The organism is Kitasatospora sp. NPDC002965 (assembly GCF_040611255.1).
Lineage (GTDB): Bacteria > Actinomycetota > Actinomycetes > Streptomycetales > Streptomycetaceae > Kitasatospora.
In genome coordinates, this window is record NZ_JBEXNT010000019.1 from 64,869 (window position 1) to 85,266 (window position 20,398).

Consider the following 20,398-nt stretch of genomic DNA (forward strand, 5'->3'; position numbering starts at 1 on the left):
AGCCCCCGCGGCCCGCGCCACGCCCCCCGCCCCCGGACCCCCGGGCGGGTTCGTCGGCCGGGCCGACTTCCCGCGCAGGCAGGACAGCGGCGACCTCAGGCGGCCTGTTCGTCCAGCTCGGCGAGGAAGTCCAGGGCCACGGCCCACGTCCGCTCCGCCGCTTCGGCGTCGTAGTCGGCCAGGTCGGGGTCGGTGAAGACGTGCCCCGCGCCCCGGTAGCGGTGGATCTCCACGTCGGCACCGGCCTTGCGCATGCCCAGGTACCAGGCGTTCAGCCAGTCCTCGGGCTCGAACGGGTCGGGCTCGGCGATGTGCAGCTGGACCGGGATCGAGGTGGCCGCGTCCTCGCGGATGTCGGACGTGCCGTGCAGGAGCAGCAGGCCGAGGGCCTTCTCGTCGGCGAGCGCGAGGTTCTGGGCGAGCGAGCCGCCGAGCGAGAAGCCCGCGTAGACGAGCGGCGCCCCGGAGCCCAGCAGCGGGGCGGCGGCTCCGACGGCCAGCCGCAGCAGCTCGTCGCTGCCGACCTCCTCCTTGTACGCCATGCCCTCCTCGACGTCGTCGAAGGTCCGTCCCTCGAAGAGGTCGGGGGTGTGCACGGTGTGCCCGGCGGCGCGCAGCCGGTCGGCGGCGGCGTGGACGGCGGGGCGCAGGCCGTACACGGAGTGGAGGAGCAGGATCTGTGCCACGGGCGGGACTTCCTTGCGACAGGGGGCCGGAACAGCCTCCCATCATCGCGCATGGCCGCCGGGTGGCCGAGCGCACCCGCCACGATGGCGGGACGCCACACCTCGGTGAAGCAGCGACGAACAGTCAGTTCAACGTATGGAACAGCGCATTACCGACCGGTAGCCTGTCCGCCGTGACTGACCTTGTCGATGACATGACCGCCGCCCGCCCGCACCGCCGCCAGGTGCTCAAGGCCACCGCCCTCGCGGCCGGCGCCGCCGCCCTGCCGCTCACCCTCGGCACCTCGGCCCACGCCGCGACCGCCCCGCAGTTCCTGCACGGCGTCGCCTCCGGCGACCCGCTCCCCGACGGCATCCTGCTCTGGACCCGCGTCACCCCGGCCCCGGAGGCCGTTCCCGGCTCCGGCCTCGGTGCCGACACCGACGTGCGCTGGGAGCTCGCCACCGACAAGGGCTTCACCCGGCTCGCGGCGAGCGGCACGGTGACCACCACCGCCGCCACCGACCACACCGTCAAGGCGGACGTCCGCGGCCTCACCCCGGGCACCCTCTACTGGTACCGCTTCACCGCCGGCGGGACGGTCTCCCCCCTCGGCCGCACCCACACCACCCCGGCCGCCGACTCCGCCCTCGACCGGCTCCGCTTCGGCGTCGCGTCCTGCGCCAACTGGGAGGCCGGCTACTTCTCGGCGTACCGTCACCTGGCGGCCCGCGGCGACCTCGACGCCTTCCTCTTCCTCGGCGACTACATCTACGAGTACAAGACCGGCGAGTTCTGCGCCCGCGGCTCGGTGGTCCGCCCGCACGCCCCTGCCCACGAGATCCTCACCCTCGCCGACTACCGCACCCGGCACGGCCGCTACAAGACCGACGAGGACCTCCAGGCGCTGCACGCCCAGGTCCCGACGATCGCGATCTGGGACGACCACGAGTTCGCCAACGACGCCTGGTCCGGCGGCGCCGAGAACCACACCCCGGGCGCCGAGGGCGACTGGGCGGCCCGGGTGGCCGGCGCCAAGCAGGCCTACTTCGAGTGGATGCCGGTCCGTCCGTCCGTCGCGGGCACCACCTACCGCCGTCTGCGCTACGGCAAGCTCGCCGACCTGCACCTGCTGGACCAGCGCTCGTTCCGCTCCCAGCAGGTCAAGGTCGGCAACGGCGACGTCGACTCGGCCGAGCGCACCATCACCGGCCGCGCGCAGATGGACTGGCTGAAGTCCGGCCTCTCCGCCTCCGACACCACCTGGCGGCTGATCGGCAACGAGGTGATGATCTCCCCGGTCGCCCTCTTCGCCCTCCCCGACTACATCCTTCGCCCGCTGGCCAAGCTGCTCGGCCTGCCCGGCGAGGGTCTGGCGATCAACACCGACCAGTGGGACGGCTACACCCACGACCGCCGCGAGCTGCTCGGCCACCTCAAGGCGAACGGCATCACCAACACCGTCTTCCTGACCGGCGACATCCACTCGGCCTGGGCGTCGGACGTCCCGAACGAGGCCGCCACGTACCCGCTGTCCGGCAGCGCCGCGACCGAGTTCGTGGTCACCTCGGTGACCTCGGACAACATCGACGACATCCTGAAGGTCGCGCCGCAGACCCTCTCGCTGGTCGCCACCGCCGCGCTCCAGGCCTCCAACCGGCACATCAAGTGGGTCGACCTGGACTCGCACGGCTACGGCGTGCTGGACATCACCCCGAGCCGGACGCAGATGGACTACTACGTCGTCTCCGACCGGACCCGCAAGGACGCCACCACCAAGTGGACGCGCTCCTACCGCACCAGGTCCGGCACCCAGCAGGTCGAGCGCGTCTACTCGCCCGTCAAGTAGCCGCCGGCACGACGGCCCCGCCCGCCGGTCAGCGGCGGGCGGGGCCCCGGCCGAGGGCCCCGCCCGAGGAGCGCGGCCGGGGCGGTCAGGACACCACGTCCTTGCGGGCGAAGCCGCGGAACGCCAGCGCCAGCAGCACCACCGCGTAGGACAGCGACAGCGACACGCCCTGCACCATGCCGCCCCACTCCAGCTGCGGCTGCAGGGCGTCCGCCCACGCGTACTGCCAGTGCGCGGGCAGCCACGCCCGCAGGTCACCGAGCGCGGTGATGGCGTCCAGCACCCCGGTGATGATCGAGGCGAACACCGCCCCGCCCACGGCCCCCAGGGGCGCGTCGGTGGCGGTGGAGAGCCAGAACGCCAGCGCGGCGATCACGACCTCGCTCAGGAAGACGAACACCACCGCGACCGCCAGCCGGGGCAGAGCCTCCCCTGCCGTCAGGCTCGCGCCGGCCGGCAGCTTCAGATCGCCCCACCCGTACGCGGCGGTGCCGACGCCCAGTCCGACCAGCGGCAGCAGCAGCACCGCGACCGCCGAGAACAGCAGCCCGACCGCGAACTTGCGGGCCAGCAGCCGGGCCCGGGGCACCGGCGCGGCCAGCAGGTACCGCAGCGAGGACCAGCTCGCCTCGGAGGCCACCGTGTCGCCGCAGAACAGCGCGACCGGGATCACCAGCATGAAGCCGGTGCCCATGAAGAGCATGGTGGCCGCGAAGTTCGGCCCGGACGAGGTGGCCAGTTCGATGAACGTGGTCCGGTCGGCCCGGTTCGGGGTGCCGGCCACCTGGAACGCCGCCAGCACGATGAGCGGCATCGCGGCCAGCACGCCACCGATCACCATCGTCCGCCGGCGCCGGAGCTGACGGACCACCTCGACGCGCAGCGGCAGCGTCCGACCGGCCCGGTACCCGGGGGCGTGGTCCGGCGACACCCCGCCCGACGAGCCACCGGACGAGCCACCGGACGACGACACCCCAGAAGACACCACGGCGCTCACGCCGTACCTCCGATCAGCGACAGGAACGCATCCTCCAGCCGGCGCTGCGGCCCGGCCGACGCGACCGGCACCCCGAGCCGCACCAGCTCGGCCAGCAGCTGACTGGCAGCCATGCCGTCCAGCCGGACGAGCAGCCCGCCCTCGGCCGCCTCCGCCGACGCGACGCCGGCCAGGGCCGCCACCTTGTCGGCCGCCGCCGCCAGCTCCTCGGCCCCGAACGAGGCGTCGGTCCCGACCAGCAGTTGCTCGCCTCCGCCGACGATCTCCGCGACCGCGCCGGTGGTGATCAGCCGGCCGCGGTCCATGACCACCAGGTCGGTGCAGCTCTGCTCGACCTCCGCCAGCAGATGGCTGGAGACGATGACGGTCCGCCCGGCGGCGGCGTACCGGATCATCACCTCGCGCATCTCGCGGATCTGCGGCGGGTCGAGCCCGTTGGTCGGCTCGTCGAGGATCAGCAGGTCGGGCAGGCCCAGCATCGCCTGGGCGATGGCGAGTCGCTGCCGCATCCCCTGCGAGTAGGTGCGCACCGCCCGGTCCAGCGCCTCGCCGAGTCCGGCGATGGCCAGGGCCTCGTCCAGGTGCGCGTCGGCCTCGGGCCGGCCGGTGGCCTGCCAGTAGAGCCGCAGGTTGGCCCGCCCGGTCAGGTGCGGGAGGAAGCCCGCGCCCTCGACGAAGGCACCGACCCGGGACAGCACCGGCGCACCCGGCCGCACCAGGTGGCCGAAGATCCTGATCTCGCCGGCGTCGGGCCGGATCAGGCCCATCAGCATCCGCAGGGTGGTGGTCTTGCCCGCGCCGTTGGGGCCCAGCAGGCCGAGCACCTGGCCCTGCTCCACCCGGAAGCCCAGGTCCTTGACCGCGTACCGGTCGGCGGCGCCCTTGTACCGCTTGCTGAGTCCGGTGATCTGCAGCGGCACCCCGCCCAGCAGCGGGTCGTACGCCGCGCCCCGTTCCGCCCGGGCCCGGCGCCGGAGCCGGGGCAGCAGCAGCACGGCCGCCGCCACCGCGACGGCGACCAGCGGCAGCACCCAGGTCCGCGACGGCAGCGGCGCGGCCTCGGTGACCAGCCCGTCCACGGTCGGCAGGGTCAGCGGTCCGGTGACGGCGGCCCGGTAGGTGGCCGGTTCGGCGGGTGACGCGTACGCGAGGTCGGTCGAGGCGAGCACCAGCCTGAGCCGGTGCCCGGAGTCGAAGGTGTGGTCGACGGTGGGCAGCCCCACCGTGACGGTCCGCCCGTCGGGCCCGTCCGCGCCGGTCACCCGGAGCGGGGCGGACAGCTGCTGCGGCAGGGTCTGCTTGCCGTCCGGGGCGACGTCGTACAGCTTCGCGAAGAGCACCGCGTCCGGGCGGTCCGCCCGGACCCTGATCGGGACGGTGGGCCGGCCGGTCAGGTGCACCGAGGCGTCCAGCGGCTCCGACTCGAAGGCGGCGAACTGCCCGGGGAAGTCCAGGGAGACCGAGGCACCGAGTGCGGCGGCCTGGCTGAGCGCGCCGATACCCGGCAGCGCGGAGATGTTGGGCGGGGCGCCGCCCGGCGGGTTGGCGAAGGCCTGCTCCCCGTCGGCCGAGGGGCCGGTCAGCCGGTACTGCCGCGAGTCGGTGCCGCCGAGCCCGGGGTAGGCCTCGGCCGTCGCCCCGCGCAGGACCGGCTGGAAGCCGGTGGAGTCCACCCCACCGGTCCGGGTCACCCGGAACGCCGCCCCGGTACCGCCGTCACCCTGCGAGGCGTCGCCGTCCTTCGGGGCACCGTCCCCCTTCGGGGCATCGCCGCTCGCAGGGCCGCCGCCCTTCAGGTAGCGGTCGAACCAGGCACCCACCCGGGCGTCCACCCGTTCGCTGGTGTCGGTCGCACCGTCGTGCCCGCCGGCGAACCAGTCCACCGCGACGGGGGCGCCGTTGGCCGCCACCGCACGCGCGATCGCGTCCCCCTGGTCGAGCGGGAACAGCGAGTCCTGCTGTCCCTGGACGACCAGCGTCGGCACCTTCAGCCGGTCCGCGACCGAGGACGGGCTGGACCGGTCCAGCAGCGCGACCGCCTCCGGGTCGGCGTGCCCGGTGGTGGCCACCCGGTCGTACATCCGGCACAGCTCCTCCAGGAACCGTCCGCAGCCGACCTGCCCGGCCCCCTCCGACGCCACCGACGGCCGGGCCGCGCCCCCCGACGGACCGAGGTCGCCCGCCGATCCGGTGGTGAAGAAGATCCCGGCCCACAGCTTCTTGAACACCCCGTCGACCGCGCCGGAGCCCTGCACCCCCTGCGGGAACAGCGCGTCGGCCAGGTTCCACCAGGTGATCTGGCTGGCCACCGCGTCGATCCGGCGGTCGTACGCCGAGCCGAGCAGCGCCACCGCCCCGCCGTAGGAGGCGCCGGTGATGCCGACCCGGGGGTCGCCGGGTCCGTCGAGGCGTACCCCGGGCCGCTGGGCCAGCCAGTCCACCAGGCGCTTGACGTCCTCGACCTCGCGGTCCGGCGCGTTCAGCCCGATCTTCCCGCCGGAGCGTCCGAAGCCGCGTGCCGACCAGGTGAGCACCGCGTACCCCTGCCGGGCCAGCTGCTCGGCCCGTTCCCGCTCGCCCTCCTTGGAACCGCCGAAGCCGTGGCCGAGCAGGACGGCCGGGCGCGGGCTTTCCCCGGTCGTGAAGAAGGAGGTGTCCAGCTGGACCACCTGCTGGCTGCCGGGTGCCTCGGGCATCGCGAGGAAACGATCCTCCTGCCGGACCGACTGTTCCCCACCGGCGGCCACGGCCGCCGTACCCACGCCGGCCACCACCACCAGGGCCACCGCACCCGCCAGCAGTCTCCGTCCGGCCGCCGTACCGCGACCGCGCCACCGGCGCCACGCCCCACCGAGCTCCATGGTCCGTGATCGTAGCCGCCGCTCGGGTAGGCGGCTGATAAGAGCGCCCCGGCCCGGCCCCCGCGACGGGACCACCCGCGCACCGCCGTGCGGCCCACGACCCTCGCGAGGAGACCACCCGCCGCCGACAATGAGCCCGATTCACCCGGCTTTGCCCGAGTATCGTACGCACGACCCGCTCACCGCCCGCCCGGCCGCCTAACCGACCGCCCGACCGCCCGACCGCCCGACCGCCCGACCGCCCGACCGACGAGGTGCCCCGTGCTCCGGCCGCTGATCACCCTGCTCGCCACCGTCGTCGCCACCCTGGCGACCGGCTGGCTCGTCGACCAGGCCCTCCAGCGCGCCGCCGCACGCCACCCCGACGCCCCGGTCTGGCCCCTGCTCCGGCGCTGCCGCGTGCCACTGCAGTTCGTCGTGGCCTCCGCCCTGCTGCTGGTCGCCAGGCCGCTGGAGCGGATCCTCGACGTGCCGGACGCCGTCCCCCACCACCTGGTGCTGCTCCTCCTGCTGGCCTCACTCGGGTGGCTCACCGTCCGGGTGGTCGCGGCCGGCCTGGAGGCGGTGCTCAGCCGCTACGAGACGGTCGCCGACGACCCGGCCCGGATGCAGCGGGTGCACACCCGGATCAGCATGCTCCGCCGGGTGGTCAGCGCGGTGATCGTGGTGGTGACCGTCGCCGTGATGCTGCTGACCTTCTCGGCGATGCGCACCGTCGGCGCCAGCCTGCTCGCCTCGGCCGGGATCATCGGCATCGTGGCCGGCATCGCCGCCCAGTCCGCGCTCGGCAACTTCTTCGCCGGCCTGCAGATCGCCTTCGGCGACACCGTCCGGATCGGTGACACGGTGGTGGTCGACGGTCAGCAGGGGACGGTCGAGGAGATCACCCTCACCTACCTGGTGGTCCGGCTCTGGGACTACCGGCGGCTGATCGTCCCGGTCTCCTACTTCGTCAGCAAGCCGTTCGAGAACTGGACCCGCCGCGATCCGGGCCTGCTGGCCTCGGTGATCCTCCACCTCGACCACGCGACGCCGGTCGACCGGCTCCGCACCGTCCTGCACGACCGTCTGGCGGACAATCCGCGCTGGGACGGCGCCGAGTGGGCGCTCCAGGTCGTGGACACCACCCCGAGCACGATGGTGGTGCGGGCGACCATGACCGCCCGGACCCCGGACGACGCCGCCCTGCTCCGCTTCGAGGTCCGCGAGCAGTTGGTCGCCCACCTCCGCGACCACCACCCCGAGGCGCTCCCCCGGCTGCGCACCGGCGAGGCCTAGGGGACCGACAAGCCCGACAGACCGGGCGGGCCCAACAGGCCCGAGAGACCGGGCCTGCCCGACAGGCCCGACAGATCGAAAACCGGGCGGGCCCGCCGAAGCGGACCCGCCCGAAAGCCTCACGAACCCACCCGGAGGGCAGCCCTACAACACCCGGGTCATCGTCCGGTGCGGGATCCCGGCGTCGTCGTAGACGCCGCCCTCGGCCACGTACCCGAGCCGCTCGTAGAACCCCAGCGCCTGCACCTGTGCGTGCAGTTCCACCTCACGCGCCCCGCGCCGGCGTCCGGCCGCCTCCACGGCGCGCACCAGCTCCGCTCCGAGCCCGGTGCCCCGGGCGGCCCCGACCACCGCGAGCCGGCCGAGCAGTACCCGCCCCTCGGTCCCGCCGGTCAGCCCGAGCGCCTGCTCGCCGAAGATCAGCCGGGCCGTCCCCCACGGCTCCCCCGCCGGCCCGACGGCCAGCAGGTGCTCCGAGGTGGCGTCCAGCTCGTCGTACTCCAGCTCCTCCGGCACGCCCTGCTCCTCGACGAACACCGTCCGCCGGACGCCCCGGACCAGCGCGAGGTCGTCCTCCCCCTCGGCGATCCGGATCCGTGCCGCGAAAGCGCTCATGCCGGCCGCCTCAGCTCTCGGACGAGATGATGTCGAGCGACTTCCGCAGGTCGGCCGGGTACTCGCTGGAGAACTCCACCCACTCGCCGTCCGCCGGGTGCTCGAAGCCGAGCGAGACGGCGTGCAGCCACTGGCGGGTGAGGCCGAGCCGCTTGGCGAGCGTGGGGTCGGCGCCGTAGGTGAGGTCGCCGACGCAGGGGTGGCGCAGTGCGGACATGTGGACGCGGATCTGGTGGGTGCGCCCGGTCTCCAGCTTGATGTCCAGCAGCGAGGCGGCCCGGTAGGCCTCGATCAGGTCGTAGTGCGTGACGGACGGCTTGCCCTCGCGGGTGACCGCCCACTTCCAGTCGGAGCTGGGGTGGCGCCCGATCGGGGCGTCGACGGTGCCGCTGAGCGGGTCCGGGTGGCCCTGGACCAGCGTGTGGTACTTCTTCTCGGTGATCCGGTCGTGGAACTGCCGCTTGAGGTCGGTGTAGGCGCGCTCCGACTTGGCGACGACCATCAGCCCGGAGGTTCCGACGTCGAGCCGGTGCACGACGCCCTGGCGCTCGGCGGCGCCCGAGGTGGAGATCCGGTAGCCGGCCGCGGCGAGGCCGCCGATCACGGTGGGGCCGGTCCAGCCCGGGCTGGGGTGCGCGGCGACCCCGACCGGCTTGTCGACGAGCACGATGTCCTCGTCGTCGTGGACGATGCGCATGCCCTCGACGTGCTCGGCGACGATCTGCACGGGTGCGGCGGGGGCGGGGATCTCGACCTCCAGCCAGGAACCGGCGGTGACGCGGTCCGACTTGCCGGCGACGGCGCCGTCGAGCGTCACCTTGCCGTCGGCGGCCAACTCGGCGGCCTTGGTCCGGGAGAAGCCGAACATCCGGGCGAGGGCGGCGTCGAGACGCTCGCCTTCGAGGCCGTCGGGTACGGGGAGGCTGCGGATCTGCGCTGCGGTACTCACCCGTACGAGTATGCCGGACGCGGGGGCCACCCCTTACGCAGCCGGTCCGCCGCCCTACTCGGCCGGGTCCTCCGCGCGCTCGCCCTTGGACCCCTTCTCCGCCGGCTGGTGGACGGTGCCGTCGGGGTTGCTGCCCCGGAAGGAGAGCAGGACGACCAGGATGCCGCCGCAGACGATCGCCGAGTCGGCGAGGTTGAAGACGGCGAAGTGCTGGACGGAGATGAAGTCCACGACGTGCCCGCGGAACACGCCGGGCGAGCGGAACAGCCGGTCGGTGAGGTTGCCGAGGGCTCCGCCGAGCAGCAGCCCCAGGGCGATCGCCCACGGCAGGCTGTACAGCCGCCGGGCGATCCGCCAGATCACCACGATGACGGCCGAGGCGATCATGGTGAAGACGACGGTGAGCGCCTGCCCCATGCCGAAGGCGGCGCCGGAGTTGCGGATCACCTGGAAGGTCACCACGTCGCCGATCACCTTGATCGCCGCGTGGTTCTCCAGCCGGGCCACCACCAGCAGCTTGCTGCCGAAGTCGATCAGGAAGGCCAGGAGCGCGACCACCAGCAGCACGCCGATCCGGCGGCGCCCCTTCGACGCCTCCTGCCCCGGCTCCGCCCCGTCGACGAGGGCACCGACCGCGGTGGCCCCGACCGCCGCGGTACCGACGGCGTTCGCACCGGTCGCGGTGGCCCCGAGACCGGCGGCACCGACCGCGGTGGCACCGGCGGGTCCGACCCCGACGGCCGTGGCACCGGGGGCTTCGGCGGGGACGGCGGAGGTACGCGTCTCACCGGACTCGGTCACGGTCTCCGCCACGGCTTCGGCGGGCGTCGGGACGGACTCGTCCCGCGTCTGGGGGGAACCTTGCGTACTGATGATCCGCTCCGCTGCCGTGACGTGGGTGGGCCGGGGAACGCCCGACCTCCGACAGATCAGGCGACGTTACGGGGTCGAGCCTACGGCAAGCCCGACCCCCCGCGTCGCCCCGGTCAGCGGCGTTCCTGCTTGGCCTTGCACTGGACGCAGAGCGTCGCCCGCGGGAAGGCCTGCATCCGTGCCTTGCCGATGGCCTGGCCGCAGGACTCGCAGGTCCCGAAGCCGACGCCCTCCAGCCGGGCGAGCGCGTGCTCGGTCTGGGCGAGGCTGTCACGGGCGTTGTTGGCCAGCGCCACCTCGCTCTCCCGCGAGATGTTCTTGGTGCCGGCGTCCACCTGGTCGTCGCCGGCGCCGTCGTTGGAGTCGCGCATCAGGCCGGTGATGGCCGCCTCGGCCGCGTCGATCTCGTGCTGCAGCCGCTCCAGCTCGCTGATCAGCTCGGCGTGCAGCTCGTGCACCTCGTTCGAGGTCCACGGGTCCTCGCCGGGGCGGACGGGCAGCTCCGCCGGATCGACCGACTCGGCGCCGCCGGTGGCCCGGACGGCCCCGTTCTGGGCCGGCGTGCGGGTGCGGCCGGGGGCCACGAGAGCGGTGTCGGTGGTGTTCTTTCGCCGTGCGGTAGTGGTCACGGTCCCCTCCCCTGGATCGCCTGCCACGGCCTTGCGTGTCCGCTTGGTGGCGGTACCCGCGCCGGTTGCCTTCTCAGCCATGGCTTCGACCCCATCTACGAACGAATCGAGCCGCCGGTTCCCGGCGGCCTCCAGTGCCGGAACGATAATCCCGATCAAAAACGGTCACAACATGACATACCGACGCCTCACAATGATCCCACCCGGGCAGCCGTCACAGGCGCCACGCCCATGCGCCGACCAGAGTTGTGCCCCGTACACCCCCGCCTAACCACCCCCGGACGCCGCACCGGAGGCCCCGCCCCCACTACCGCCCGGGGCGCCCCCGGGGCTCCGGGGGCGCCGGCCCCGGCCCGCCCCCGACCTGACGCCGCGGCCCTCCGGCTCCGCCCCGGACAGGTGGCCCGAAACGACTTGCGGCGGGCCGATACACTGAGCCTGCAAGGCGCAGATGGGGACGAGTACCGCAGTACGCAGCCACCAGCGACCCGGGGACGGTGCGAGCCCGGGGGTGTGCACGGCGCGAAGATCACCCCGGAGCCGCCGGAAGAACGGCCCGCGATTCCCGTCGCACCGGCCCGTAGACCCGGCAGCAAGCCCAAACAAGAGGGCCGCACGCACCACCGCGGCCAAGGAGGGTGGTACCGCGGGGCGGCATGCCGTCTCGTCCCTCCGTCGGATCCCGTCCACGCATCCGTCGGAGGTAGACGCCCGCGATGAGTACCTACAACCCCGTCCCCGCCCAGGTCGACCTGCCGGTCCTCGAACACCAGATCCTCTCCTTCTGGCAGGACAACAAGGTCTTCCAGCGCAGCCTGGAGCAGTCCGAGGGCCGCCCCGAGTGGGTCTTCTACGAGGGCCCGCCCACCGCGAACGGCATGCCCGGCGCCCACCACATCGAGGCCCGCGTCTTCAAGGACGTCTTCCCGCGCTACCGGACGATGAAGGGCTACCACGTCGCCCGCAAGGCCGGCTGGGACTGTCACGGCCTCCCGGTCGAGCTGGCCGTCGAGAAGGAGCTGGGCTTCTCCGGCAAGCAGGACATCGAGGCGTACGGCATCGCCGAGTTCAACGCCAAGTGCCGCGAGTCGGTGACCCGCCACACGGACGCGTTCACCGAGCTCACCTCGCGCATGGGCTACTGGGTCGACCTCGACCAGGCGTACCGCACCATGGACCCGTCCTACGTGCAGTCCGTCTGGTGGTCGCTCAAGCAGATCTTCGACAAGGGCCTGCTGGTCCAGGACCACCGGGTCGCCCCCTGGTGCCCGCGCTGCGGCACCGGCCTCTCCGACCACGAGCTGGCGCAGGGCTACGAGACCGTCGTCGACCCCTCGGTCTTCGTCCGCTTCCCGCTGACCGGCGGCCCGCTGGCCGGCCGCGCCGCGCTGCTGGTCTGGACCACCACTCCGTGGACCCTGGTCTCCAACACCGCCGCCGCCGTCCACCCCGACGTCACCTACGTGGTGGCCACCGACGGCACCGAGCAGCTGGTGGTCGCCGAGCCGCTGCTGGCCAAGGCCCTCGGCGAGGGCTGGGAGCCGACCGGGGAGTCCTTCACCGGCGCCGAGATGGAGCGCTGGGCCTACCGCCGCCCCTTCGACCTGGTCACGATCGAGAACGCGCACTACGTCCTCAACGCCGACTACGTCACCACCGAGGACGGCACCGGCATCGTCCACCAGTCCCCCGCCTTCGGCGCGGACGACCTCGCGACCTGCCGCCGGTACGGCCTGCCGGTGGTCAACCCGGTGCTGGCCGACGGCACCTTCGCCCCCGAGGTCCCGCTGGTCGGCGGCCAGTTCTTCAAGAAGGCCGACGAGGCGCTGGTCGCCGACCTCAAGGAGCGCGGCCTGCTCTTCCGCCACCTGCCGTACGAGCACAGCTACCCGCACTGCTGGCGCTGCCACACCGCGCTGCTCTACTACGCGCAGCCGTCCTGGTACATCCGGACCACGGCCGTCAAGGACGCCCTGGTCCGCGAGAACGAGGCCACCAACTGGTACCCGGAGAACGTGAAGCACGGCCGCTTCGGCGACTGGCTGAACAACAACGTCGACTGGGCGCTCAGCCGCAACCGCTACTGGGGCACCCCGCTGCCGATCTGGCGCTGCGAGGAGGGCCACCTCACCTGCGTCGGCTCGCTGGCCGAGCTCTCCGAGCTGACCGGCACCGACCAGAGCGGCCTCGACCCGCACCGCCCGTACATCGACGAGGTCACCTTCGCCTGCCGTGACTGCGGCGGCACCTCGACCCGGGTGCCCGAGGTGATCGACGCCTGGTACGACTCGGGATCGATGCCCTTCGCCCAGTACGGCTACCCGTACCAGAACAAGGAGCTGTTCGAGCAGCGCTACCCGGCGCAGTTCATCTCCGAGGCGATCGACCAGACCCGCGGCTGGTTCTACACGCTGATGGCCGTCGGCACCCTGGTGTTCGACAGGAACGCGTACGAGAACGTCGTCTGCCTGGGCCACATCCTGGCCGAGGACGGCCGCAAGATGTCCAAGAACCTGGGCAACATCCTGAAGCCGATCCCGCTGATGGACCAGCACGGTGCCGACGCCGTGCGCTGGTTCATGGCCGCCGGCGGCTCCCCCTGGTCGGCCCGCCGGGTCGGCCACGGCACGATCCAGGAAGTGGTCCGCAAGACCCTCCTCACCTACTGGAACACCGTCGCCTTCCAGGCCCTGTACGCCCGGACGTCCGGCTGGGCCCCGTCCGCGGGCGACCCGGCCCCGGCCGACCGCCCGCAGCTGGACCGCTGGGTGCTCTCCGAGCTCAACACCCTGGTCCGGGAGGTCGACGCGTCCTTCCAGGCGTACGACACCCAGCGGGCCGGCAAGCTGCTCTCCGGCTTCGTCGACGACCTCTCCAACTGGTACGTCCGCCGGGGCCGCCGCCGCTTCTGGCAGGGCGACGCGGCCGCGCTCGCCACGCTGCACGAGGCGCTGGAGACGGTGACCCGGCTGATGGCCCCGCTGACCCCGTTCATCACCGAGCGGGTCTGGCAGGACCTGGTCGTCCCGGTGGTCCCGGACGCCCCGGCCTCGGTCCACCTGGCCACCTGGCCGGAGGCGGACGAGTCGCTGATCGACGCCGACCTCTCGCGCCACATGACGCTGGTCCGTCGTCTGGTCGAGCTGGGCCGGGCGACCCGCGCCGAGTCCGGCGTGAAGACCCGTCAGCCGCTCTCCCGCGCGCTGGTCGCCGCCCAGGGCTGGGAGGAGCTGCCCGCCGACCTGCGCGCGCAGATCGCGGAGGAGCTCAACGTCTCCACCCTGGAGTCGCTCGCGGCCGGCTCCGCCGACCGGACCGGTGGCGGCTCGCTGGTCGACACCACCGCCAAGGCCAACTTCCGTGCGCTGGGCAAGCGTTTCGGCAAGGGCGTGCAGGACGTCGCCAAGGCGGTGGCCGCCGCCGACGCCGCCCGGCTCGCCGCCGAGCTGCGGGCCGGGGGCACCACCTCGGTCGAGCTGGACGGCGAGACCGTCACGCTCTCCCCCGACGAGGTGATCATCACCGAGACCCCGCGCGAGGGCTGGGCCGTCGCCAACGAGTCCGGTGCCACCGTCGCCCTCGACCTGGCGATCACCCCCGAGCTGAAGCGCCTCGGCGTCGCCCGTGACGCGATCCGGCAGATCCAGGAGGCCCGCAAGAACTCCGGCCTGGACGTCGCCGACCGGATCGTCCTCCGCTGGCGCGCCACCGACGACGAGACCGCCGAGGCGATCGCCGAACACGGTTCCCTCGTCGCGGAGGAGGTCCTCGCGACCGACTTCGCCGCCGGCGCGGCCGACTGGGAGTCGGACACCTTCTCCGACGAGTCCCTCGGATTCGCCTTCCAGCTGCGCAGGGCCTGACCGAACGATCCGGAGCCGCCGCCGCCCCACCCGGGGGTGGCGGCGGCTCCGTCGTCCCCGTGAGGGTCCGGCGACCGGCCCCGGCGATCAACGGCGATCGAACACGGCGGCCGCCCCGCCGCGCGGCGGGGCACCGAACGCAGAACGCCCCCGCCGTGACCCGGAGGTCACGGCGGGGGCGCTGCTGACAGTCGGCTACCGCCTAGTTGTCGCCGTCCTCGTCGATCAGGAACCCGCGCATCGGCGCCGGCGCCTGCTGCATCGGCTGCGGCGGCTGCGGACGGACGGCCGCCATCGGCTGGGTCATCCCGGCCGGCTGCATCTGCGGCGCACCCGAGTTGCCACCCGAGGCCTGACCGCCGAAGCCCTGCCCACCGGAGTTACCGCCGAAGGAGCCCTGTCCGCCGAAGGACGGCTGGTTCCCGCCGAACGCCGGCTGGCTGCCACCGAAGCTCGGCGACGGGCTGCTCATCGCACCGGCACCGGCCGGAGCCATCGACGACGCGGCCGGCGGCAGCGACGCGGTGGCCGGGAGCCGCGGCGGGGCGAGCGAGTCGTCCGCCTGCGACTCCAGCTGGCGCAGCTGGGTCTCCAGGTACGACTTCAGGCGCGTGCGGTACTCGCGCTCGAACGCCCGCAGGTCCTCGACCTTGCGCTCCAGCGTGGCACGGGCGGACTCCAGCGAGCCCATCGCGACGCGGTGCTTCTCCTGCGCGTCCCGCTCCAGGGCGTCGGCCTTGGCACGGGCGTCGCGCTCCAGGCCCTCGGCCCGGCTGCGCGCCTCGCCGACGATCTTGTTGGCCTCGGAACGGGCCTCGGAGATCGCCTGGTCGGCCGTCTGCTGGGCGAGCGCCAGGACGCGGGCGGCACTGTCGCCGCCGGGGCTCTGCTGCTGCATCGGGGCGCCCATCGGGCCACCCATCTGCTGCTGCTGGCCGCCCATCTGCTGCGGGCCGCCCATGGGGCCGCCCATCTGCTGCATCTGCTGCTGGCCCATGCCCTGGCCCATGGGGTTGCCCATGCCCTGCGGGCCGCCGGGGCCACCCATCGGCTGGAGCATCTGACCACCCATCGGCTGGACCAGCTGCTGCTGGCCGCCCATGGTCTGGCCCATCTGCTGCTGCGGACCGCCGGGGCCCATCGGGCCGCCCTGGCCGGACGGAAGCTGCGGGGCGCCGGACGGCAGGCCGAGCGGCTGGTTGCCCATCTGCTGCTGCGGGCCACCCATCTGCTGCTGCTGCTGCGGGCCGCCGGGGCCGCCCATCTGCTGCTGCTGCGGGCCGCCGGGGCCACCCTGCTGGCCGGGGACCGGCGGGCCGGATATGGCGGCCGGCACCGGGGCGCCGGAGCGCGCGTCCTGCGGCGGCTCCTTGCGCATGTTGGCCTGGTTCTGCGCGGCGGCACGGGTCGCGGCGGCCAGCTTGGCGCGCAGGTCCTCGTTCTCGCGGAGAAGGCGGGTCAGCTCCGCCTCGACCTCGTCGAGGAAGGCATCGACCTCGTCCTCGTCATAGCCTTCGCGCAGGCGGACGGTCGTGAACTGCTTGTTCCGAACGTCCTCGGGGGTCAATGGCATCTCTTCACCTCAACGTGATCGTCGGCACACCGGCATCCTGTCGCATCGCTCACCTACGACTAGGGCCGCACAAGCGAGATCAGGACATACACAATGATCATCAGTACGAAGAAGGACAGGTCGAGCGCCACGCCCCCGAGACGCAACGGCGGAATGAACCGCCGCAGAAGCTTGAGCGGCGGATCCGTGACAGTGTACGTGGCCTCCAGGACCAGGACCATGGCCTTGCCCGGCCGCCACGAACGCGCGAACTGGAAGACCCAGTCCATCACCAGCCGCACGAGCAGGAACACCAGGAAGACGGTCAGTGCGTAATAGAGCACCGCCCACACGATCTCCATCGCGCTTCCCTCTCCCCGGTTCTTCGGCCCTTGAGGCCGCTCGCTGTCGCTAACTCACTGTCGATCAGATCCACACGTAAAGTCGTGGCCGGGTCAGCTCTGGTTGAAGAACCCACCCTCGGCGATCCGAGCCTTGTCCTCCGCCGTGACATCGACGTTAGCAGGAGACAGGAGGAACACCTTCTGCGTCACGCGCTCGATACTGCCGTGCAGACCGAAGACGAGTCCAGCGGCGAAGTCTACGAGTCGCTTCGCATCGGTGTCGTCCATCTCGGTGAGATTCATGATCACAGGGGTCCCGCCACGGAACTGTTCCCCGATGGTACGGGCCTCGTTGTAGGTCCTCGGGTGCAGCGTGGTGATGCGGTAGGGCTCTCGTTCGTTCACTACCTTGGGCATGATCACCGGGGCGCTCTTCTCCAGGTTGTGGCGGCGTTCGGGTGTGATGGACGACACTGGGGCCATCCTCGGAGTCTCCTGGCGGATCGGGACCGCGGCCGGCACCGGCTGCGGCGCGATCGAGGGGACCGGAGCGGGGGTCGCGGCGGCCGGACGCGGGATGTCCTCGGTCCGCCCGGTCCGGATCGGCTCGGGGTCCGCGTCGTAGTCGTCGTCGGGGTCGTACCCCTGACCGTCGTACGTCTCGTCCTCCACGAGGCCGAGGTAGACCGCCATCTTGCGCATTGCGCCGGCCATGCTCCTGTCTCCTCCGCTTGTGGTGGACCGGCTCCCTCCCGGCGGCCGGGCCGTACGACCCCGCCTGCGGATTCCGCGGTCCGCCCACGACGCTCCGTCAGGCCGACGCCCGGTCAGAAATCGTGGAAGAGGGCCGCGGAGCTGCGATCCACGGTTGGCTAGCGCTCAGATAAGCTGCTAGCTTCTGTCCTATTTTGTCCTGCAGTCTGATCTACTACCCGGTGACGTTACCTGAGGGGTGACCGCACTCCGAGTACCGCCGTTCCGACGCGCACATGTGTCGCTCCGGCGGCAATGGCCTGCTCCAGATCGCCGCTCATTCCTGCGGAGACCATCGTGGCAGCAGGATGGGCCGTCCGTACGGCGGTTGCGATTTCCGCCAGCCGATCGAAGGCCCTGGCAGGGTCCCCGGCCAGCGGTCCGGCGAGCGGGGCGACCGTCATCACACCGCCCAGTCGGAGGCCGGGCGTGTCGGCGATCGCGTCGGCCATCTCCAGGACGTCCGCCGGGGCCACCCCGGCGCGGTGCTCGCCCTCGCCGTGCTCCTTGTCCAGCGCCACCTGCACCAGGCAGCCCAGCTCGGGCCGGTCCGCCTTGATCACTGCCGCGCCGAGCGACTCCACCAGCCTGAGCCGGTCCACCGAGTGCACGTGGTTCGCGTACCGGACCACCGAGCGGACCTTGTTGGTCTGCAGCTGGCCGACGAAGTGCCAGTCAAGCGGAAGGTTTCTGCACTGCTCCGCCTTGGGCGCCGCGTCCTGGTCGCGGTTCTCCGCGACGTCGGTGACGCCCAGCCCGGCCAGCAGGGCGCTGTCCTCGGCCGGGTAGGTCTTGGTGACCACGATCAGCCGGACCTCCCCGCGCGCCCGCCCGGCCGCGGCACAGGCGTCGGAGATCCGCCGCTCGACCACGTCCAGGTTGGTACCCAGTTCTTCGTACCGGGCCCGCTGCCCGTCCGTCAGCCCGGCCGACCAGCTCGCGTCGGGGAAACCGGCGGTACTTCCCGGGAACGGTCCGTAGATGTCGTTCGTCATCAGAGATCAGAGCCCAACCAGACGTAGCTCGCGAGCCGGCCCGTGCGCTGCTCGCGACGATAGGAGTAGTGATCGGCGGATTCGAGGGTGCAGACAGATGATCGCACCAACTCGGTGACTCCCGCAGCGGCCAACTGGGCCGCCACTCCGTTCGGCACGTCCAGCGCCGGTGTTCCCCAGGAGGTCTCGGCGTACGCGGCGGGCACCCGCTCGGCGACCTCGGCGCGCAACGGCGCCGGCACCTCGTAGCAGCGCCCGCAGACCGCGGGGCCGGTGGCGGCGGTGATCCGCCCGGGCTCGGCCCCCAGTTCGACCATGGCCCGGACCACCGCCGGCACCACCCCCGCCGCGAGTCCGGGCCGGCCCGCGTGGGCGGCGCCGACGACACCCGCCACCGGGTCGGCCAGCAGCACCGGGGTGCAGTCGGCGGTCAGGACCGCCAGCGCCAGCGGCCGGTCGGTGACCACCGCGTCCACCGTGGGAGCCTCCCCCGCCGGCTGGCGCTCCGTCACCACCGCCACGTCCGCGCCGTGCACCTGGTTCATCCAGACCACGTCGGCCGGGTCCAGGCCCAGCGAACGGGCCGCGATCCCCCGGTTCTCCCGGACGGCCGCCGGGTCGTCCCCCACCGCGCCGCCGAGGTTCAGCTCCCCGTACGGCGAAGTGCTCACCCCGCCCCACCGTGAGGTGAAGGCGAAGTGAGCACCATCGCGTGCGACGCGATCGATCACTTAAGGAAATCCGGGACGTCGAGTTCCTCGGCCGGGCTCTCCACGTACGGCTGACGGGCCGGCTGCACCTGCGGCGGAACCGGGGCTGCGGTGGTGACCGGGGCCTCCGCCGAACGGGACGGACCCTCGCCGTCCGGACGGGACGTCACCGAGCCGATGCCCCCGTACGCGGGCCGGCCGGAGGGGCGCTCGGGGGCGCCGCCCGACGAGGAGGCCGGCGGGTTGGCCGGGGCCGCGCTCGCCTTGACCACCGGGTCGCGGACGATGGCCGGCGGCTGGCCGCCGTCGAAGCCGGCCGCGATGACGGTGACCCGCACCTCGTCGCCGAGCGCGTCGTCGATGACCGCACCGAAGATGATGTTGGCCTCGGGGTGCGCCGCCTCGCTGACCAGCTGGGCGGACTCGTTGATCTCGAACAGGCCGAGGTCGGACCCGCCGGAGATGGAGAGCAGCACGCCGCGGGCCCCGTCGATCGAGGCCTCCAGCAGCGGGGAGGAGATCGCCATCACGGCGGCGGCCTTCGCGCGGTCCTCACCGCGGGCCGAGCCGATCCCCATGAGCGCCGAACCGGCCTCGGACATGACCGACTTGACGTCGGCGAAGTCGAGGTTGATCAGGCCGGGGGTGGTGATCAGGTCGGTGATGCCCTGGACGCCGGAGAGCAGCACCTGGTCGGCGGAGCGGAACGCGTCCAGCACGCTGACCTGGCGGTCCGAGATGGACAGCAGCCGGTCGTTGGGGATCACGATGAGGGTGTCGACCTCTTCGCGGAGGCTGGCGATGCCGTCCTCGGCCTGGTTGGCGCGGCGACGGCCCTCGAAGGTGAACGGGCGGGTGACCACGCCGATGGTGAGCGCGCCCAGCGAGCGGGCGATGTTGGCGACCACGGGGGCGCCACCGGTGCCGGTGCCACCGCCCTCGCCGGCGGTGACGAAGACCATGTCGGCCCCCTTGAGGACCTCCTCGATCTCCTCGCGGTGGTCCTCGGCGGCCTTCCGGCCGACCTCGGGGTTGGCGCCGGCGCCGAGGCCCCGGGTGAGTTCACGGCCCACATCGAGCTTGACGTCGGCGTCGCTCATGAGGAGGGCCTGCGCATCGGTGTTGATCGCGATGAACTCGACGCCCTTGAGACCGACCTCGATCATCCGGTTGATGGCGTTGACACCACCGCCGCCGATTCCGACGACCTTGATGACTGCGAGGTAGTTCTGCGGTGCTGCCACGTCGAAGGCCTCTCGCCTCGAATTTCCGGGTCGGTCCGACGCCGGTACGGGTCATTCCGACGGATGTCGATGGGTAGGGAGCCTGGTTTCTGACGCAATGTCCGAAATGCCGACCGCCGACCCCAACCCTAAACTTGACCTTTAGGGTTAGTGCTGTGCCTCTGTCACATCACCAGGGAACACAGGCTGGTGACACAGGACACTAGGTGGCTCCGGCCAC

General features: G+C 72.5%; 16 protein-coding genes. 3 read left to right on the forward strand and 13 right to left on the reverse strand.

Annotation, left to right across the window (positions count from 1 at the left end; all coding sequences use genetic code 11):
• Window positions 1-95: 95 nt before the first annotated feature.
• Window positions 96-686, reverse strand: a complete 591-nt coding sequence (locus ABZY91_RS11205; RefSeq protein WP_329882129.1) for a dienelactone hydrolase family protein — start codon at window positions 684-686, stop codon at window positions 96-98.
• 194 nt (window positions 687-880) lie between these two features.
• Between ABZY91_RS11205 and ABZY91_RS11210 the strand changes: the two genes are divergently transcribed.
• A complete protein-coding gene (locus ABZY91_RS11210) occupies window positions 881-2,515 on the forward strand; it encodes an alkaline phosphatase D family protein (RefSeq protein ID WP_355401599.1) in 1,635 nt (544 codons plus the stop codon).
• Between the two features lie 85 nt (window positions 2,516-2,600).
• On the opposite strand, the gene ABZY91_RS11215 is transcribed toward ABZY91_RS11210, so the two are convergent.
• Together ABZY91_RS11215 and ABZY91_RS11220 are read right to left on the reverse strand one after the other, a co-directional pair.
• Complete coding sequence (locus tag ABZY91_RS11215) at window positions 2,601-3,488, reverse strand: ABC transporter permease (RefSeq protein WP_355401601.1); 888 nt, start codon at window positions 3,486-3,488, stop codon at window positions 2,601-2,603.
• Window positions 3,489-3,508: 20 nt separating this feature from the next.
• On the reverse strand, window positions 3,509-6,373 hold the full coding sequence (locus ABZY91_RS11220; RefSeq protein WP_355401575.1) for an alpha/beta fold hydrolase: 2,865 nt from the start codon (window positions 6,371-6,373) through the stop codon (window positions 3,509-3,511).
• Between the two features lie 261 nt (window positions 6,374-6,634).
• On the opposite strand from ABZY91_RS11220, the gene ABZY91_RS11225 reads away from it, so the two are divergent.
• A complete protein-coding gene (locus ABZY91_RS11225; RefSeq protein ID WP_355401577.1) occupies window positions 6,635-7,651 on the forward strand; it encodes a mechanosensitive ion channel domain-containing protein in 1,017 nt (338 codons plus the stop codon).
• A gap of 144 nt (window positions 7,652-7,795) precedes the next feature.
• On the opposite strand, the gene ABZY91_RS11230 is transcribed toward ABZY91_RS11225, so the two are convergent.
• From ABZY91_RS11230 to ABZY91_RS11245, 4 genes are all read right to left on the reverse strand, one after another.
• A complete protein-coding gene (locus tag ABZY91_RS11230) occupies window positions 7,796-8,266 on the reverse strand; it encodes a GNAT family N-acetyltransferase (RefSeq protein ID WP_329882133.1) in 471 nt (156 codons plus the stop codon).
• 10 nt (window positions 8,267-8,276) lie between these two features.
• Complete coding sequence (locus ABZY91_RS11235) at window positions 8,277-9,215, reverse strand: RluA family pseudouridine synthase (protein ID WP_329882134.1); 939 nt, start codon at window positions 9,213-9,215, stop codon at window positions 8,277-8,279.
• Between the two features lie 54 nt (window positions 9,216-9,269).
• A complete protein-coding gene (lspA, locus tag ABZY91_RS11240; RefSeq protein ID WP_355401580.1) occupies window positions 9,270-10,016 on the reverse strand; it encodes a signal peptidase II in 747 nt (248 codons plus the stop codon).
• A gap of 185 nt (window positions 10,017-10,201) precedes the next feature.
• Window positions 10,202-10,717, reverse strand: a complete 516-nt coding sequence (locus ABZY91_RS11245; protein WP_329952038.1) for a TraR/DksA family transcriptional regulator — start codon at window positions 10,715-10,717, stop codon at window positions 10,202-10,204.
• 716 nt (window positions 10,718-11,433) lie between these two features.
• On the opposite strand from ABZY91_RS11245, the gene ileS reads away from it, so the two are divergent.
• Window positions 11,434-14,580, forward strand: coding sequence for an isoleucine--tRNA ligase (ileS, locus tag ABZY91_RS11250; RefSeq protein ID WP_355401582.1), 3,147 nt, complete (start codon window positions 11,434-11,436; stop codon window positions 14,578-14,580).
• 202 nt (window positions 14,581-14,782) lie between these two features.
• On the opposite strand, the gene ABZY91_RS11255 is transcribed toward ileS, so the two are convergent.
• The 6 genes from ABZY91_RS11255 to ftsZ all read right to left on the reverse strand — a co-directional run bounded on the left by ABZY91_RS11255 (window position 14,783) and on the right by ftsZ (window position 20,178).
• Window positions 14,783-16,153: a DivIVA domain-containing protein gene (locus ABZY91_RS11255; RefSeq protein ID WP_355401584.1), complete on the reverse strand. Its 1,371-nt coding sequence runs from the start codon at window positions 16,151-16,153 to the stop codon at window positions 14,783-14,785.
• A 59-nt stretch (window positions 16,154-16,212) separates the two neighbouring features.
• The gene (locus tag ABZY91_RS11260; RefSeq protein WP_030301231.1) at window positions 16,213-16,494 is read right to left on the reverse strand and encodes a YggT family protein; all 282 of its coding nucleotides are present in this window, start codon (window positions 16,492-16,494) and stop codon (window positions 16,213-16,215) included.
• Between the two features lie 93 nt (window positions 16,495-16,587).
• On the reverse strand, window positions 16,588-17,190 hold the full coding sequence (gene sepF / locus ABZY91_RS11265) for a cell division protein SepF (RefSeq protein ID WP_327676357.1): 603 nt from the start codon (window positions 17,188-17,190) through the stop codon (window positions 16,588-16,590).
• Window positions 17,191-17,417: 227 nt separating this feature from the next.
• Window positions 17,418-18,224, reverse strand: a complete 807-nt coding sequence (locus ABZY91_RS11270; protein WP_329952036.1) for a YggS family pyridoxal phosphate-dependent enzyme — start codon at window positions 18,222-18,224, stop codon at window positions 17,418-17,420.
• The gene (gene pgeF / locus ABZY91_RS11275) at window positions 18,224-18,955 is read right to left on the reverse strand and encodes a peptidoglycan editing factor PgeF (RefSeq protein WP_355401586.1); all 732 of its coding nucleotides are present in this window, start codon (window positions 18,953-18,955) and stop codon (window positions 18,224-18,226) included. Before pgeF ends, ABZY91_RS11270 begins: the two co-directional genes overlap by 1 nt.
• Window positions 18,952-20,178 (reverse strand): cell division protein FtsZ, encoded by a 1,227-nt coding sequence (gene ftsZ, locus ABZY91_RS11280; RefSeq protein ID WP_329882142.1) that lies wholly within the window; start codon window positions 20,176-20,178, stop codon window positions 18,952-18,954. Before ftsZ ends, pgeF begins: the two co-directional genes overlap by 4 nt.
• Between the last annotated feature and the right edge of the window lie 220 nt (window positions 20,179-20,398).